Here is a 17,047-nt window from a genome sequence, read left to right on the forward strand (position 1 = left end):
CAACATGGCCTGATGCTGTCCTTCGCTTTTTGGGCCAGAGACACATGATGAAGCGGGGTGCCGGATGGCTCTCCGCTTTTTTGATATTTTCAGTTTTGATCAAATCTCTCAGGCCCTCTGGCTGTCCGGAGAAGCAGACAGCCAGAGGGAGCAGATCATTTTGTTGCCTGCTCTGGCAGGGTATAGACAACCAGCTGATCGGAAACAGGTGTCCCCATGAGGTGGTGCCCCCCGGCCATGATGGCGACATATTGCCGACCATTGACGGCATAGGTCATGGCGTTGGCCTGTCCTCCACCGGGCAGCACGTCAGTCCAGAGTGTCTTGCCTGTCTTGAGGTCGACGGCGTGGATCTGGTTGTCGGTTGACGCCCCGATGAAGGCCACACCGCCAGCCGTCATGACAGACCCGCCATTGTTTGGCGTGCCGATTTCGATGGGCAGACCTGTCGGCAGTCCCCATGGACCATTGGCACGGGCCGAGCCGAAGGGCCGCTGCCACAGAACCTTGTGTGCCTTGAGATCAATGGCGGTGAGCATGCCGTAGGGAGGTGCGTTGCACATTACCCTCGTGAATTCGTTCCAGAAGGGACCAACCAGAGTGCCATACGGCGTCTCAGCCTGGGCGGCATTGCCGGCTGTCATGCCATGGCGTGGCGTGTATTCGGGAACATCCACAGGGATCAGTCGCAGCTGGTCCGCCGTTTTGCGGTTCACAAGCTGGTTGTACATGGGAACATTGTTCCAGTTGGCCAGCATGATGCCCGTCTGCGGGTTATAGGAGATGCTGCCCCAGTCACTGCCCCCATTATAGCCGGGGGATTCAATCCATGGCTTTTTGAGGGAAGGGGGTGTGAACTCGCCAACATAACTGGCCCGACGGAACTTGATGCGGCAGGCCAGCTGGTCCAGCGGCGAGACGCCCCACATGTCCGATTCCTTCAGGTCTGGAAAACCGAGGCGGGGAACCCCGACAGACCACGGCTGCGTTGGCGTACGGGGATCATCCTTCATGACACCGGCGGGGGCCGGTTTTTCCACGACGGGGAAGTCTGGCAGCGGCTTGCCTGTCCGACGGTCGAGGATGAAGGTCTGGCCCCGTTTTGTAGGCATGATGAGGGCCGGGATGATGCTTCCGTCATCGGCATGATAGTCGAACAGCGTTGCCTGGGAACCAATGTCGTAATCCCAGACATCCTTGTGGACGGTCTGGAAGACCCACCGGGGTTCACCCGTGCGGACATCAAGCGCCACTACGGCGGATGACACCTTGTTTTCCGCATCGCTGCGCATGGCGCTGTAATAGTCAGCCGAGGAATTGCCCATGGGGACATAGACCAGCCCCAGGGCATTGTCGCCCGTCATGGCCGTCCATGAATTGGGTGTTCCACGGCTGTAATAATGGTCCTTGTCCGGCTGGTGGTGGTTGTCAGGATTATTGACATCCCAAGCCCAGAGGAACTTCCCACTTTCAGCATCATATCCCCGGATGACGCCTGATGGTGCCCAGCGGCGCTGACCGTCCAGCACTTCATGATTGACCACGATCACGCCATTGATGATGGGAACCGGACTGGTCACCCCAACAAAACGGGGCACGGACCAGCCCATGCCCTGCATGAGATTGACCTGCCCGCCATGGCCAAAGGCCTCGCACGGTTTGCCATCTTCGGCATCAACGGCGATCATCCGGTTGTCCAGCGTGGCCTCAATGATGCGGTTATGGCAGGTCTGCCCATCCGCTGCGGTGGATGACGTGTAGTAGGTGACGGATTTGCAGGCAGAGGTGAAGGGAATGGCATCGTAGCTTTCATGGGCATGGAAGTGCCATTTTTCCTGCCCCGTAGCGGCATCGACACGCATCATGTCATTCGTGGCGGAGCAGAGATACAGGGAATCACCCACCTTGATGGGGGCCGTTTCCGGCGCCAGTCGATTCAGTTTGCCTTTTGGTTGCAGGACTCCGGTATGGTAGACGAACGCCCGTTGCAGCCTGCTGACATTCTCCGGTGTGATCTGGGTCAGCGGGGAATAGCGTGTGGCCCGGTCGTCCCGCCCATAGGCAGGCCAGTCCTCAGCTTTGGGATTGGCACTCTCCTGAGGGACGGCCTGGGGAAGCTGGTCGATGGGGAGCTCATCAATATCCGGCAGGTTGGCGGCATTGACGCCTGTGGCCTGGGGTGTGTTGGGAGCAGGGGGATGATAGATGGTGGAAACCGTTTCCTCCGCAGGTGCCGTCTCGTGAGACGTGCTGGGGGAGGCGGCCTCCTGGGCTTTTACGGCGGATAGTGATGTGCCGAGGATGGTACCTCCCAGAAGGAGACCAAGAAGACGGACTTGATTACGCATCGGGAGTGACTTTCTGGTTGCGGAGGAGACGGGGAAGAAAAGCAGCGACCACGATGGCCAGCAGGGTGGGCCCGAAGAGGCGCGGCAGCCATCCCCAGAAATTGAAACCGACCTCGTAGATCGTCCAGGGAATTGTCAGGGCCCAGGCGAGAAGATAGGTCCAGGCACCCACAGGGCTCTGGCGGAAAAGATAGATGCCTGATAGGCAGAGGAGCAGTCCGCAGAGGGTGTAATACCAGGACCCACCCAGCAGAATGAGCCATGAGCCGAAAATGACGAAATAAAGCCCGAAAAGCAGAATCAGCAGGGCAAATGCCCAGATGGCTATATCTGCGCCTTTGGGTTTTTCATTGGGATAAGAGAGAAAAGACACAGTTCCATCTCCAGTTGACCAGAAAATATCAGGAAACCATGGGGATACACGCTTCGGATAAAAACGGATTGACAAGATCAACCCATATATTTGGTCAGGGAACTCAGGTTGATACACTGGACATGCCGGTTACATGATTTTTTCATGCAACCGGCACGATCCCGGGGTTACTTGCTGTCTGCCTCTGGCAGAGCATAGACAACCAGCGCATCAGACACCGGGCTGCGCATGAAGTGGTGCCCCCCGGCCATGATGGCGACATATTGCCGACCATTGACGGCATAGGTCATGGCGTTGGCCTGTCCCCCACCGGGCAGCACGTCAGTCCAGAGCGTCTTGCCTGTCTTGAGGTCAATGGCGTGGATCTGGTTATCGGTCGATGCTCCGATGAAGGCGACACCGCCAGCCGTCATGACAGGACCGCCATTGTTGGGCGTACCGATTGTCAGCGGCAGGTGCGAGGCGATGCCCCACGGGCCATTGGCACGGGCCGAACCAAGCGGCTTCTGCCACAGGACCTTGTGCGCTTTGAGGTCAATGGCGGTGACCATCCCATAGGGCGGCACATTGCACATCATCTGGGTGAAGCTGTTCCAGTACGGGGTGACGACAATTCCATAGGGAGTCTGCGCCTGTGCCCCGTTACCTTCAGCCCCACCAGCGCCAGCTTTGAACTGGGGTGAATCAATGGGAATCAGCCCCATTTTGTCAGCTTTCTTGCGGTTCACAAGCTGGTCATACATGGGCAGGCTGCTCCAGTTGGCCAGCAGGATGCCCGTCTGCGGGTTATAGGAGATGCTGCCCCAGTCACTGCCCCCATTATAGCCGGGGTATTCCAGCCACGGCTGCTTGATGGTAGGCGGTGTGAACTCGCCGACATAATGGGCCCGACGGAATTTGATGCGGCAGGCCAGCTGGTCCAGTGGTGAGATGCCCCATGTGGCGGCTTCTGTCAGCTCCGGGAAGCCAAGACGGGGAACCCCGACAGACCACGGCTGCGTTGGAGCCCGTGGATCACCCTGGACGAAGCCCGGGCTGGGAGCCGGTTTTTCCACGACGGGGAAGTCTGGCAGCGGCTTGCCTGTCCGACGGTCGAGGATGAAGGTCTGGCCCCGTTTTGTAGGCATGATGAGGGCCGGGATGATGCTTCCGTCATCGGCATGATAGTCGAACAGCGTTGCCTGGGAACCAATGTCGTAATCCCAGACATCCTTGTGGACGGTCTGGAAGACCCAACGGGGTTCGCCCGTGCGGACATCAAGCGCCACCACGGCGGATGACACCTTGTTTTCCGCATCGCTGCGCATGGCGCTGTAATAGTCAACCGCAGAGTTGCCTGTGGGCACATAGACCAGCCCCAGGGCATTGTCGCCCGTCATGGCCGCCCAAGAATTGGGTGTTCCACGGCTGTAATAATGGTCCTTGTCCGGCTGGTGGTGGTTGTCCGGATTATTGACATCCCAAGCCCAGAGGAACTTCCCACTTTCGGCATCATATCCCCGGATGACGCCTGATGGTGCCCAGCGGCGCTGGCCATCAAGCACTTCATGATTGACAACGATCACGCCATTGACGATGGGCGGAGCTGTTGTCATGGCCACGAAACCGGGCACGGACCAGCCCATGCCCTGCATGAGATTGACCTGCCCGCCATGGCCAAAAGTCTCGCAGAGCTTGCCATCTTCGGCATCAACAGCAATCAGCCTGTTGTCCAGTGTCGATTCAATGATGCGGTGATGGCAGGGCTGCCCATCCGCTGCGGTGGATGATGTGTAGTAGGTGACGGATTTGCAGGCCGCCGTATAGGGAATGGCATCGTAGCTTTCATGGGCATGGAAGTGCCATTTCTCCTGCCCCGTAGCGGCATCGACACGCATCATGTCATTCGTGGCGGAGCAGAGATACAGGGAATCACCCACCTTGATCGGCGTGGTTTCTGCAGCCCACTTGTTGGCCTTCCCTTTGGGAGGGAGGCTGCCGGTATGGTAGACGAACGCCCGTTGCAGTCTGCTGACATTTTCCGGCGTGATCTGTGTCAGCGGGGAATAGCGTGTCGCCTGGTCATCACGCCCATAGGCAGGCCAGTCCTCAGCTTTGGGATTGGCACTCTCCTGAGGGACGGCCTGGGGGAGCTGGTCGATGGGGAGCTCATCAATATCCGGCAGGTTGGCGGCATTGACGCCTGTTGGCTGGGGGGTACCCGGCTCAGGGTCGTGGTAGATGCTGGAGCTCGTCTGCGCTTCGCTGTCATTGTCCGGGCCGGGGGTTTCCAGCGAGGGAGGAATCTGGGCATGGGCCACATGGACCGGGAGCGAGGTGCCAAGGATGGTGCCACCCAGAAGAATACCGAGAAGGTAAGCCTGGTTACGCATTGTAGTGTTCCTTCTGGTTGCGGAGAAGGTGAGGCAGGCAGGCAACAACGGCAACCGCCAGCAGGGTGGGCCCGAAGAGGCGCGGCAACCATCCCCAGAAATTGAAACCGACCTCATAGATCGTCCAGGGAATTGTCAGGGCCCAGGCGAGAAGATAACTCCATGCTCCTGTGGGGCTCTGGCGGAAGAGATAGATGCCGGAAATGCAGAGAAGGAGTCCGCAGGGGGTGTAATACCAAGACCCACCCAGCAGAATGAGCCATGAACCGAAAATGACAAAATAAAGGCCGAAAAGCAGGATCAGAAGCGCCAGTGCGTAAGTCGCCAAGCTTGCCAATCCTTGCTTCGGTCTGGAGGACGATGATGGTGACACGACATTATCTCCAGTCTAGCAGAAACCATGTCGTAACTATGAGGCCATCTAGGATGGGAGAAAAATAGATAAATAAAGTTAATTTATATTTATGATAGGTAAAATGGATCAATCTATTCTTTATTCAGGTCGGGATTTTGTGGCGTATCCTGAAACTGTGCAGCAATAGCTTTATGATTGGCAATGACCTCCCCAACAAGAAAGGCAAAGAACTTTTTTGTGAAGTCAATGTCCAATCCGGCATCCTGGGCCAGAGCATGCAGGCGGGTCAGCTGCTCTTTCTCCCGGGCCGGGTCGCAGGCAGGGAGGTGGGAGGAGGCTTTTAGAGCCCCGACATCGGCTGTGCAGCGGAAACGTTCTGCCAGCATATAGATGAGGGCAGCGTCGATATTGTCGATACGCTGGCGGAGAGCGGTCAGCCGACGGGTTGGATCAGGCAATGTGTCATTTTTAGAGGTCATTGAGGTCAATCCATGCGAGATGGCCGCCTTTGCCGGCGCCGAGATCCATGAAAATGGCTTTTCCTCCCAGCCGGCCAGTTCGGTGCAGTGGGCGGCCATCAAGGGACCGTCTGTCATGCCCGACATAAACGGTTATACCTTCTGGAATACGGTTGATCCAGCTCAGGCGTCGTTCTGGATACCCGTCCGGCTGGAGGCGGCTTGTCGTTTCTCCGAAGAGTGCCCGTGAAAGAGGGGCGGACATGTCGGCAAGCCCTGTCTGTGGCGGGGGGCCGGAGAGCATGGCCGTGTGGAACCCACCATGAACGAAGAGCATGTTGCCCAGCCTCTGCCATGCCGGTGCCTGAGCGACGGCTTTGAGGGAACGGTTAGCGAGGTCTTCGGCTGTGGAGGTCTGAATCTGTTTCAGGGTGGTTTCCAGCGGGAGGTCACGGCGCAGCCGCCGCCCCTCCAACGCTCGGCCCAACTTGCGGTCGTGATTGCCGAGAACGAACATGCCCCTGTGCGTCTCCAGCAGGTCCAGCATGGTTTCCAGCACGCCAGCACTGTCCGGCCCGTGATCGACGAGATCTCCCAGCTGGATGATGAAGCGCTTTGTGGCTATGGCATGGCGGAAAGCGTTGAGATCACCGTGCACGTCTCCCACAATGCGAAGACCATGCTCGCGAATGCGGGATAAAACCGATTCGTCAAGCCGTGGTTCTGAAAAGATAGGTCGATCGCTCACGGTTTTGTAAACTCAGCCTCCAGTTGCCTTAAAGGGCACTAATTGTCTGATGATAATGGGAGAAGGTCAACCATTTACCATGCGGATGCTTTCATCCAGATTGACAGAGAGCAGGCGGCTCACGCCCCGTTCCTGCATGGTGATCCCATAGAGACGGTCCATATGGGCCATGGTCAGCTGGTGATGGGTGATGACCAGAAAACGGGTGCCCGTTTCTTTGGTGATGTCACGGATGAGCGTGCAGAAGCGCTCCACATTGGCATCATCAAGGGGGGCATCAACCTCATCCAGAACGCAGATGGGAGCTGGCGTGCAGTGAAAGGCTGCAAAAATGAGCGAGAGGGCTGTGAGAGCCTGCTCTCCGCCGGAGAGAAGAGACAGGGTTGAGAGTTTCTTTCCGGGGGGCTGGGCAAATATTTCCAGCCCGGCCTCCAGCGGATCGTCGCTGCCAACCATCTGGAGATGTGCCTTGCCTCCACCAAACATGCGGGTGAAGAGCTTCTGGAAATGCTCATTGATGTCCGCAAAGACGGCCATGAGGCGCTGTCGGCCTTCCCGGTTGATCGCCCCGACCCCGCCACGCAGGCGGGCAATGGCGGTTGAGAGGTCCTGATGCTCCCGGGCGATTCGTTCGGATTCTTTCTGGGCTGTCTGGAACTCGTCTTCGGCACAGAGATTGACCGGGCCCAGATCATCACGGCGCTTCAGGGCCCGTTTCAGGGCCTGCCGCAGGGCCTGTTCAGCATCGGCTGAAACAGTGTCCGGGGCTTCGGCATTGTCTGGCAGGGGGGAATCATGGCGCAGGAGAGCCAGAGCCTCTTCTGCCTGTTCGGCCCGTTCACCAAGCCGGATGGTGTCTTCACGGTAGCGGCTGCTGCCATCCTTGTGGTGGTCCAGCAGGGCCTGCTGGTCATGCAGGGTGGCTTCGGTCTGGGCCAGGTGGCTGGTGAAGACCTTCTCTTCTTCTTCCAGCGTTCTGAGCGTTTCCATATTCTGCTGGAGCTGCTCTTCATGGCGGGCAAGGCTGCAGTCTTCCGCCTGCTCCGGGGTGGCCGTCATCAGGGCTGCGTGGCGGTCCGTCAGGTCCTTGATGAGGGTCTGGAGCTGGGCATGCCGGTCGGCCTGTTTCTGGCTGTCCGTCAGCAGATGCCCGTGTCGTTCTTTTAGCAGGGAAAGAGTCTGCGACAGGGTGTTATGGTCTGCCCGGTGCTGCTGAAGGGCATCCGTGGTGCTGGTCAGCCCGGCCTTCGTCCGGTCGAGTTCTTTTTTCAGAATGGCGATGTCCGGCAGATCGGACTGATTTTTCTGGCAGGCTGCCTCATCAGTCAGGCGTTTTTCCAGAGTGGTCTTCAGGGTCTGGATCTGCTGCTGGAGGCTTTCCCGCCGGGCTTGCAGGCCAGCCAGAAGGCGGCTTCGCTCCTGAAGGGCCTGTTCCTGTCGTGTGGCCTCTTTGCGGACTGTTTCGGCCTTTTGTATGGCCTCTGCTGCGGCCTGTCGGGCATGATGGAGTGCGTCTTCTGCTGTTTTCAGAGCCGACTGAAGAGCTGGAAGGTCGATCTTTGCCTGTGTGTCCAGTACGGTCTGTTTCTGTCCGCTCAGCTCCCTGATGTCCTGCTCCAGCTGGTCGATGGTCTGTGTCCGTTCAGCGAGCTGTTTCTTCAGGGCATCGTTCCTGAACAGGGCCTGTTGTCGCTCGTTTTCAGCTTTCTGGTGTTGGGAGCGGGCCTCTTCAGAGGCCAGTCGGGCTGACTGTTCTTCATCCCGGATGGTCTGGAGTACTGCCGCAGCGTCGGAGACGGCCTTGTCTGAAACGGGAAGGGCCTTCAGCTCTGACTGTACCGCAGCAAGCTGTGACTTTGTCCGGTTCTGCTGTGCCTCATGGCCGGAGGCTTCCTGTTGGAGAAGGGAGATCTGCTCCTGCTGGAAGGCATGGCGTTCCGTAAGCCCTTCCAGCTGGTGCTTCTGCCGTGCCTGTTCGTCACGTTCGTTTTGGGCAGACTGGCGCTGTTCTGCCAGTGCCTGTGCCAGTGTTTCACACTGTGTGTGCAGTGTGTCGGCGGCAGCTTTCTGGACAGCGTGCTGCTGGTCGAGTGTCTGAATGGCGGCAGCGGTCTTCTTGAGGGCCTGTGCCTGCTGGAGGCGTACCATTTCTGCCGTGGGCGTGTTGGGCTGGCGGATGAAACCATCCCAGCGCCAGAGGCCCCCTTCTTTTGTGACGAGGGCCTGACCAGGCTGAAGATAGTGGTGGAGGGCAGGGCCGTCTTCAATCTTTTCCAGCAGGAAAATGGCCCGGAAAGCCCGCTCAAGTGGAGCCGGTATATTGATAAGGGATGCCAGACTGGGCAGGGCCGCCAGTGCCTTGACTGCGGGTGTCTGTTTCCCAAGCGGGGGCAGAGGGCGCCATTGCCGTGGCGTATCAGTCAGGGGTTCTCCCTCAGGGGGGAGAGACGCTTCCAGCCCATCTGTCAGGGCGCTTGCAACGGCCCTGATGAGGGCGTCCGGGATTTCCAGCTGTTCCAGTACGGGATGGGGGATGGCGAGGAGACTGCCTTGCAGGGTGCGTTGCAGCCCTTCATGCTCGCTCTGGTAACGCAGCCGGTCCGTTTCGATCTGTTGCAGGGCCTGCCGTGCCTCTTTTTCCTGTTCCAGAAGAGCATTGTGCTGTTCTTCGGTCTGGGTGATGGCTTCGAGGCGGGAGTTGATCTGCTTTGCCAGCATGTTGAGACGGGTCCGTGCGGCATCGAGCTCTTCGATGCTGATCGCACGGTCAAGGGCGTCCTTCAGAGCGGCCTGCGCTGCTGTGGAGCGTGCCTGCTGGTCTGCCAGCTGTTCGGTCAGGCGTTTGACGTCCTGTTGCAGAAATTCGCGGCGTTGCTGGCATTTTTCCAGCGCAGCCTGCTCGCTGAGCCAGAGCTGCTCTGCCTGTTCACGCTTCTGTATCAGACCTTTTTCAGCAAGGGCGGTCTGTTCTGCCAGTGTCCGTGTGGTCTGACAGGCTGCCTGAAGTCGCTCTTCTGCGGTCTTGTCAAGCAGGCCGTGTCTGGTTTCCTGCTTCTGGGTTCGTTCCGTTTCCAGACGGGACTGCTGCCTGGTCACTGCCTGGGTCAGTTCTTTTTCACGCTGTTGCAGCTGTTCAAGCCGGGTTCTGGCTTCATGCAGATCACGCTGTGTGCGGTCGGTGAGAAGTCTCTGTTCCTGAAAATGAGCTTCGGCCTCCCGGGCGTTGCGTTCGCAGCTGCTGGCTTCCTCCATGCTGGCGGAGACCTGCTGGCGCAGCTGATCAGCAATTGCTTCCCGGGTGCAGTCCTGTTCGATGGCCTGAAGTTCGATTTCCAGATGGCTGAGGTTTTCCCTGTCATCAGCAATCTGACGTGCCAGCTCCTGCTGGCGGCTCTGGAGCCGTTCATGCTGGAGTGTTCCATCCTGATAACGGGATGACAGCGCAGCATGGTCGGCCCGCTGGGTGGCTTCTGTCTGTTGCAGGGCTGTGATCGTCTCTTCCAGCGCAGGGAGCTTCGTGGCGGTGGCCCGTTGCTGGTCCATGATCTGTTCCAGTGCCAGCCGGGTCTGAGCCTGCTGTTCTTCCAGCTGGCTCAGCTCTTTTTTCTGTCGGGCCAGATCATCTTCCAGCTGGGCCCGCTGTCTGGCATGGTCGGCCGAGGCCTGCTGCAGGTGCTGGAGGGCAGCTTCTGCTACGCCGACATGGATGCGGTACTGCTCCAGCCGCTGGCGGAGCGTGGCCAGGGCTTCGCTTTCCTGCTGGCGTTTTTCTGCCTGTAGTTCAACATGCTTTTTGGCATCCAGAAGAGCCTGCTCATTTCTGGCCAGGGCTTCTTTGGCTTTTTCCAGAGCGGTCCGGCGGCTCTGGACGAGCTCTTCGGCTCTGGCATGTTGAAGGATGAGCAGGGACCGTTCATGCTGGCGTATATCCTCTGATGCCTGCCGGTAGCGTCGGGCCTGTTCGGACTGGGTGGAGAGGCTGCTGAGCTGCTGGTCCAGCGTTCTGCGATGCTCTTCGGCCCGTTCCAGATTGCTTTCAGCCTGACGCAGTTTCAGCTCAGCGTCCCGGCGGCGGACATGCAGGCCGGTGATCCCGGCGGCTTCCTCCAGCAGGAGGCGACGCTCTTCCGGTTTGGCAGCGATGAGCTGGCTGACACGGTTCTGGCTGATGATGGATGAGCTGCGGGCACCGGAGGACAGGTCCGCAAAGATGGTCTGTACGTCTTTGGCCCGCATGACACGATTGTTGATACGGTAGGTGCTGCCCGCACCACGTTCTGCCTGACGGGAGACTTCCAGCTCTTCCGATTGCTGGAAGGGCGGCGGCGCAAGACCGGCAGCCGCACCAAGATGGAGGGTGACACGGGCCAGATTGCGGGCCGGGCGGCTGCCTGTCCCGGCAAAGATGAGGTCATCGCTCTCTCCACCACGTAGGGCACGGGCGGAGCTTTCCCCCATCGTCCAGCGCAGGGCCTCGACAATGTTGGATTTGCCGCAGCCATTGGGGCCGACAATGCCGGTCAGGCCCGGCAGGATGTCCAGATGGACCTCATCAGCAAAGCTTTTGAAGCCGACAATATCGAGGCGGGTCGTGATCGCCTTGTGCTGTGTCATTGAACCCCGTGTGGACTGTGGCGATGGAGGAAAGCGGAAGAGGGGATCAGGCCTTGCTGACGAGCTCGGCAAATTTCTCCACGGTCTCAGGGTCCTGAGCGAATGGTGTGCTGTTGAAGCGGAAGTAGGGTGTTCCCTTGATGTCGTAGGTCTGTCCGTCCTGCTGGGTCAGCTGATACAGTTCCTGCCCGAAGGTCATGTCCTTGCTGATCCTGTCGAATTCATCCGGGGCAATTCCGGCCAGGGCAGCCTCCTGCTTGAGGTGGGCAACGGGGTCTCCACCAGAGAAGGCCCACTGCATCTGGCGGGAGAAGAGGGAGCCGATGAAGGGTAGGTAACGTTCTTCAGGCAGGGAGCGTGCCACCATGGCAGCAATCATGGCAACCTGATCCAGTGGGAAATCGTGGAACTGATAACGGATCTTCCCGGTATCGATGAACTGTTCCTTGACCTGGGGGAAGATGTCCGTCGCAAAATGGGCGCAGTGGGTGCAGGTCAGGGAGAACCATTCCTGAACGAGCACGGGAGCCTTGGCATCACCGATGATGCGGGGAGAGAGGCGGGGGTCTTTCGGTGCGGCAGCCTGTGTCTGTGCCAGAGCGGGACTCTGGGCAAGGAGGGTGCCGGCAGTCAGCCCGGTTGCCAGCAGGGCAGAACCACTGGTCAGAAAATGACGGCGTGAAAATGGGTGGTGGGAGGTCATGACGGCTCCTTTGTTCTGGGGGAAAGGCTACGGTGCGGTATCGGTCAACGGTTCATCCTGCCATGAACGGCAAGAGAGGTGGTACCGTCAAGAGGATGGGCCGGTGGAGGGTGTCTGCCCGTCCGCCGTTTCCGGCTGCCGCCGCAGGTGGGCAGGGACACGCATCCGCAAGGTCAGGATATGCCGGGCATCGGAATCGATCACCCGGAACTCCAGCCCGCTGGGATGAACCAGCACTTCATCACGGGCCGGGACATGCTCGGCCAGATGGAAGACAAGACCACCGACAGTTTCGATTTCTGCCTCCCGTTCCTCCCGTGTCAGAACAGGGCCAAGGCGCTCTTCCAGCTCCTTGACGGGTAGCCGGGCATCAAGGTCGATCGTGCCATCGGGACGGTTGAACCATGGTGTGGTGACCGGCTCGTCATGTTCATCAGAGATGTCGCCAACAATGGTTTCGATGAGGTCTTCAATAGTCACAAGGCCATCGATGCTGCCATATTCATCAATGACAAGCGCCATGTGGGTACGGCGCTGACGCATCTGGAGCTGGAGGTCCAGCACCGGGATGCTGGGTGCGACGAGCAGAGGCTGGCGGAGAAGGGAACGCAGGTTGAAAGGTTCTTTCGTACCGATATGGGCGACAAGGTCCTTGACGTGGATCATCCCGACGATGTCATCCAGCTCATCATGGTAGACGGGCATTCGGGAGTGGTTTTCCTCCCGCATCAGCCCCAGAGCCTCATCAAAGGAGAGATCATCCGACATGGCGATGATGTCGGCCCGGGGGATCATGACGTCATCAGCGGTGATGGTACGCAGGCGCAGTACGTTCATGATGAGCGCCCGTTCCTGTCTGTCTAGCTCGGGAGAGTCAGGATTGGTCTTCCCCAGACTGGCGGCTTCCCGGACGAGGTCAGCAATATGCTGCCTTATGGTCTTTGTGCGTGCCTTGCGGTGGAAAAGTTTCATCGGGTGCGGAACGTTCCTGTTTGCGGGCGGAAGAAAAATGTGACGGTTTTTCAGGGATCAGCGGCGGGAGTGAGGGCGTGGCCTCCATGGGTCGCCGAACCCCATCCGGCAGAGAATGAAAGTTTCCAGCCCTTCCATCTGCCGGGCTTCACCGGGATGATGATGGTCATGTCCGGCCAGATGGAGCAGGCCATGAACGATCAGATGTGCCGTATGGGCCCGGAGGCTCTTGCGGGCCTGTAACGCCTCCCGGTGCATGGTCTGGTAAGCAAGGATGATGTCTCCACCCAGCATGGGAGCAGGGGGCTCGAATGTCAGGACATTCGTTGGCTTGTTCTTGCTGCGGAACTGCGCATTGAGCCGCTGGATGTGGCGGTCGTCCGTAAAGACGAATGAAGGGCCCGGCCTGCCTTGAGGGAAGACATTCCCATAGCGCTGGGCCATCTGGCAGGATTGTCGGACAAGCCGCTCCACATCTCCCAATGCAGCCCGCCAGCGTGGATCAGAAACCAGAACCTCAGCGTGGGGAGTAACGGGGCGTTTCATCATCTGTCCGGTAGGAGTGGTAGGGGTTGGCCGCTGCATCGACACCCTTCTGATCGTAGGCTTCGACGATGCGGGCGACAAGGGGGTGGCGGACAACATCGGCTGCCGTGAGCGGGCAGACAGCAATGCCTTTGACCCCTTCCAGCGTGGCCACGGCGTCCCGCAGGCCGGATGTCACACCACGCGGCAGGTCTATCTGGCTCAGGTCGCCCGTAATGGCCATGCGGGTACCAGCCCCCATGCGGGTCAGGAACATTTTCATCTGGGCAGGGGTGGTGTTCTGGGCCTCGTCAAGAATGACATAGGCATGGGCCAGTGTCCGTCCCCGCATGAAGGCCAGTGGCGCCACTTCGATTTCTCCACTGGCCATGCGGCGTGAGACCTGGTCACCGGGCATCATGTCGTGGAGGGCATCGTAAAGGGGGCGCAGATAGGGGTCGATCTTTTCCCGCATGTCGCCGGGCAGGAACCCAAGTCTTTCTCCGGCTTCAACGGCAGGGCGGGAGAGGATGATGCGATCCACCTGTCCTGCCTGGAACATGGCAACGGCCTGTGCCACGGCCAGATAGGTCTTGCCTGTACCCGCAGGCCCAAGGCCGAAGACAAGCTCTTTGCTGGCCAGAGCCTTCATGTAGGCGCTCTGTCCGGGGGAGCGGGGAGCAATGGCTCCGCGTTTTGTCTGGATATGCGGGAGATTGTCCAGTGAGGAAGCATCCATGGGTGGAGCAGTTTCTTCAGCTGTGGGGCGGCGTGGGCTACGGCGATGGGATGGCAGGGCTGTCAGCCTGATGACGCCATCAACCTGGTCTCCATCCAGTGTCACGCCTTTGCCAGCCTGCTGGTAGAGCGCCTGGAGGACGGCCTGCGCCCGATTGACGGCATCCGTCTCTCCGGAAATGGCCACACGGTTGCCGCGGCAGACCAGTCTCGTGCCGGTTCCCTGTTCCAGCCGGATGAGGTGACGGTCATGGTCCCCGAGGACTTTCTGCAGGCGATGATTGTCCTCGAAGCGGAGTGTCGTCGTGCGGTGTCCTTCCTGACCGGAGGAAAAGGACGCTGGGGCGGAGCGGCTCAAATGGCTGTGCTTTCCTGTTCATGAAGGTGGCCACCAAGGGAATTGGTGAAGGGCGCTGTAATGCGAACCTTGACGATCTCGCCGATCAGGGAGGGGGAGCCCTCAAAATGGACAGGCTGAAGATAGGGTGATCGTCCGTTGAGTTGCCCCGGCTTGCGACCGTGGCCTGTGACGAGAACATCCTGAACCGTACCGACAAGGGAAGCATTGAATGCATCCTGCTGTTCTCGCAGAAGAGCCTGAAGGGCTGCAAGCCGTTTTTCCTTCACATTTTCAGCCACCTGGAAAGGCTGTCCAGCAGCAGGCGTGCCGGGGCGCTGGGAGTATTTGAAGCTGTAGGCACTGGCGAATCGTACATCTCGCACCAGCTGCATGGTGGCTTCAAAATCCTCATCTGTTTCGCCGGGGTGACCGACGATGAAGTCGGATGTCAGGGCTATGTCAGGACGGGCCTCTCTCAGACGTCTGATGATCTCCCGGTATTCATCAGCCGTATGGCCACGGTTCATGGCTTTCAGCACCTTGTCGGACCCGCTCTGGACTGGCAGGTGGAGGTACGGCATGAAAATGGGATTGCTCCGGTGGGCATCTATCAGTGCCTGCTCCATATCCCTGGGATGGGACGTTATGTAACGCAGACGTTTGAGCGCTGGAATCTTTTCATGCAGGAGGGCGGCCAGTTCCGGCAGGGAGGCCGTGCCGCCGTTCCAGTCGCCATGGAAGGCATTCACGTTCTGTCCCAGCAGGGTGATTTCCTTGACACCACTGGCGACGAGCCGTTCGGCTTCGGCCAGGATGGAGGCGACAGGGCGGCTTGTCTCGGCCCCGCGGGTGTAGGGGACCACGCAGAAGGAGCAGAATTTGTCACAGCCTTCCTGGATTGTGAGAAAAGCGGTCAGGTTGCCTTCATTCTGCGGGGCGGCTTCCTCCGGAAGGAGGTCGAATTTGGATTCAACGGGGAAATCCGTATCAATCACGCTGCCACCGGCACGGGTGATGCGGGCGACCATCTCCGGGAGGCGATGGTATGTCTGCGGGCCAAGCACGAGGTCCACATAGGGGGCCCGGGCCAGAATCTCCTTGCCTTCTGCCTGTGCCACGCATCCTGCGACAGCGATGAGGGTCTCTTTCCCCTCCAGCTTGCGGGCCTCACGGATCTGGCGCAGCCGCCCCAGTTCCGAGAAGACCTTCTCGGCCGCCCGCTCACGGATATGGCAGGTATTGAGGATGATCATGTCCGCATTGTCGGGCAGGTCCACCGGGCTGTAACCCAACGGACGCAGAACATCCGCCATACGGGCGCTGTCATAGACGTTCATCTGGCAGCCCCATGTGATGATGTGCAGGCCCCGTGATGGGGAGGTGGAAATCTGTTCTTGCATGATGATCGCAGTCTGTCCGTGAATCAGCGGGCTATGAAAGAAAGAAGCAGGTCATGAGCGGGTGGAAGGGGTGATATCCCGCAGACGGTTCTGCCGCAGGTCTTCGCTGCCCTGTTCGATGGCGGCCCGTGCAGCATTGGAGAGGGCCTTGCGGGACGGGTAATCCTCCGGCTTGATGGGAGGGTGGAACACGACAGTGGCCCGCATGGAGCGCCACTTGCCAAGGCCCATCAGATGGGGGCCAAAATCCATGTCTCCGAACCACGAAAAGACGAAAGACCGTCTGTGCCGCCCTACGGGCAGGCCCTCCAGCTGGTCATAAGCCACCGTGACGGGCTGGATGATGCAGGAGGGGTGATCGTCAGTGGCCGGGTCACTGGGGCGGCGGACTGGTTTCGCAATGGCAAAGAGTGACGACATGAAAGGCAGCAGACCATTGCCTTTGGAGGTCGTACCCTCCGGGAAAAAGGCGATGTCATACCCTTTGCGCAGTTGGTTGATGACGTTTTCGACATCCTGTCCGGCTTCCTGCCGGTTGCGGTTGATGTAAATTGTCCGGCCAAGGAAGGTCAGATAGCCGATGACGGGCCAGTGGCGGACTTCCTGTTTGGCGATGAAGAAGGCCGGAAGAACTTTCCCCAACACCAGCACGTCCAGCCATGAGCAGTGGTTGGCCACGTAGATGACCCGTCGTCCATCAGCCCGTGGCGTGAGGGACCCCGCCCGCTCTCCGATCGTGCGGACTTTCAGGTTGAGGATGCGGCAGGCCACGCTCCAGAAAAAGAGAGGGAACCGGCGGAACATTTTGCCGGGCATGAGCAGGCACGACCCCTGCCCGACGCACCCGGCAGCAGCCCAGGCCAGCAGGGCGCCAGCCCGCAGGCGGGCCCGCAGACGGTCCGTGAATGTATCCTGCAAGGCACGGTTCTGCTCGGCAAAAAGACGGTCCGGGTCGAAAACCGGCCGATGGCTCTTTCGTTTTTTTGTTGGGTGAGGCTCTGCAACAGACATAGTCGTCTAGATAGGCATTTTATGGAAGAGAGACAATCTTTATCAGCAGGATAGGGCGATCTTCCTGTCGTGACAGTGAAGAATGCTTCA

The 17,047-nt window shown here is 59.2% G+C and carries 13 protein-coding genes; all 13 read right to left on the bottom strand.

What is annotated here, in order from left to right:
* Positions 1–155 precede the first annotated feature (155 nt).
* Positions 156–2,348 (bottom strand): pyrroloquinoline quinone-dependent dehydrogenase, encoded by a 2,193-nt coding sequence (locus CO583_RS01040; protein WP_103765563.1) that lies wholly within the window; start codon positions 2,346–2,348, stop codon positions 156–158.
* Positions 2,341–2,721 carry a glycerol dehydrogenase gene (locus CO583_RS01045; protein WP_227431441.1) on the bottom strand — a complete coding sequence of 127 codons (381 nt, stop codon included), beginning with the start codon at positions 2,719–2,721 and terminating at the stop codon, positions 2,341–2,343. Before CO583_RS01045 ends, CO583_RS01040 begins: the two co-directional genes overlap by 8 nt.
* Before the next feature lie 167 nt (positions 2,722–2,888).
* Positions 2,889–5,093 carry a pyrroloquinoline quinone-dependent dehydrogenase gene (locus tag CO583_RS01050; protein ID WP_248630502.1) on the bottom strand — a complete coding sequence of 735 codons (2,205 nt, stop codon included), beginning with the start codon at positions 5,091–5,093 and terminating at the stop codon, positions 2,889–2,891.
* On the bottom strand, positions 5,086–5,421 hold the full coding sequence (locus tag CO583_RS01055; protein WP_152332664.1) for a glycerol dehydrogenase: 336 nt from the start codon (positions 5,419–5,421) through the stop codon (positions 5,086–5,088). Before CO583_RS01055 ends, CO583_RS01050 begins: the two co-directional genes overlap by 8 nt.
* 158 nt (positions 5,422–5,579) lie before the next feature.
* The gene (locus tag CO583_RS01060; RefSeq protein WP_248630501.1) at positions 5,580–5,927 is read right to left on the bottom strand and encodes a chorismate mutase; all 348 of its coding nucleotides are present in this window, start codon (positions 5,925–5,927) and stop codon (positions 5,580–5,582) included.
* Positions 5,917–6,573, bottom strand: coding sequence for a metallophosphoesterase (locus CO583_RS01065; protein WP_081563190.1), 657 nt, complete (start codon positions 6,571–6,573; stop codon positions 5,917–5,919). The genes CO583_RS01060 and CO583_RS01065 overlap by 11 nt, the downstream gene beginning before the upstream one ends.
* Before the next feature lie 147 nt (positions 6,574–6,720).
* Complete coding sequence (locus CO583_RS01070) at positions 6,721–11,268, bottom strand: AAA family ATPase (protein ID WP_248630500.1); 4,548 nt, start codon at positions 11,266–11,268, stop codon at positions 6,721–6,723.
* Between the two features lie 46 nt (positions 11,269–11,314).
* The gene (locus tag CO583_RS01075; protein WP_248630499.1) at positions 11,315–11,971 is read right to left on the bottom strand and encodes a thioredoxin domain-containing protein; all 657 of its coding nucleotides are present in this window, start codon (positions 11,969–11,971) and stop codon (positions 11,315–11,317) included.
* Between the two features lie 87 nt (positions 11,972–12,058).
* Entirely contained in the window at positions 12,059–12,943 is an 885-nt protein-coding gene (locus CO583_RS01080; RefSeq protein ID WP_081563187.1) for a hemolysin family protein, read from the bottom strand.
* 57 nt (positions 12,944–13,000) lie between these two features.
* Entirely contained in the window at positions 13,001–13,492 is a 492-nt protein-coding gene (gene ybeY / locus CO583_RS01085; protein WP_081563186.1) for an rRNA maturation RNase YbeY, read from the bottom strand.
* On the bottom strand, positions 13,461–14,564 hold the full coding sequence (locus CO583_RS01090; protein WP_043560041.1) for a PhoH family protein: 1,104 nt from the start codon (positions 14,562–14,564) through the stop codon (positions 13,461–13,463). The genes ybeY and CO583_RS01090 overlap by 32 nt, the downstream gene beginning before the upstream one ends.
* Positions 14,561–15,946 carry a tRNA (N6-isopentenyl adenosine(37)-C2)-methylthiotransferase MiaB gene (gene miaB, locus CO583_RS01095; RefSeq protein ID WP_248630498.1) on the bottom strand — a complete coding sequence of 462 codons (1,386 nt, stop codon included), beginning with the start codon at positions 15,944–15,946 and terminating at the stop codon, positions 14,561–14,563. The genes CO583_RS01090 and miaB overlap by 4 nt, the downstream gene beginning before the upstream one ends.
* A gap of 51 nt (positions 15,947–15,997) precedes the next feature.
* Positions 15,998–16,957 (bottom strand): 1-acyl-sn-glycerol-3-phosphate acyltransferase, encoded by a 960-nt coding sequence (locus CO583_RS01100; RefSeq protein WP_081563184.1) that lies wholly within the window; start codon positions 16,955–16,957, stop codon positions 15,998–16,000.
* Between the last annotated feature and the right edge of the window lie 90 nt (positions 16,958–17,047).

Origin of the sequence: Parasaccharibacter sp. TMW2.1882, assembly GCF_023337635.1 — a bacterium.
In the GTDB taxonomy this organism is placed as follows: domain Bacteria; phylum Pseudomonadota; class Alphaproteobacteria; order Acetobacterales; family Acetobacteraceae; genus Bombella; species Bombella apis.

Bases quoted from the DNA above. Each gene is read 5' to 3' on its own strand.
- CO583_RS01040 (WP_103765563.1), bottom strand. From the start codon at position 2,348: ATGCGTAATCAAGTCCGTCTTCTTGGTCTCCTTCTGGGAGGTACCATC.
- CO583_RS01050 (WP_248630502.1), bottom strand. From the start codon at position 5,093: ATGCGTAACCAGGCTTACCTTCTCGGTATTCTTCTGGGTGGCACCATC.
- CO583_RS01060 (WP_248630501.1), bottom strand. From the start codon at position 5,927: ATGACCTCTAAAAATGACACATTGCCTGATCCAACCCGTCGGCTGACC.
- CO583_RS01070 (WP_248630500.1), bottom strand. From the start codon at position 11,268: ATGACACAGCACAAGGCGATCACGACCCGCCTCGATATTGTCGGCTTC.
- CO583_RS01075 (WP_248630499.1), bottom strand. From the start codon at position 11,971: ATGACCTCCCACCACCCATTTTCACGCCGTCATTTTCTGACCAGTGGT.
- CO583_RS01080 (WP_081563187.1), bottom strand. From the start codon at position 12,943: ATGAAACTTTTCCACCGCAAGGCACGCACAAAGACCATAAGGCAGCAT.
- ybeY (WP_081563186.1), bottom strand. From the start codon at position 13,492: ATGATGAAACGCCCCGTTACTCCCCACGCTGAGGTTCTGGTTTCTGAT.
- miaB (WP_248630498.1), bottom strand. From the start codon at position 15,946: ATGCAAGAACAGATTTCCACCTCCCCATCACGGGGCCTGCACATCATC.
- CO583_RS01100 (WP_081563184.1), bottom strand. From the start codon at position 16,957: ATGTCTGTTGCAGAGCCTCACCCAACAAAAAAACGAAAGAGCCATCGG.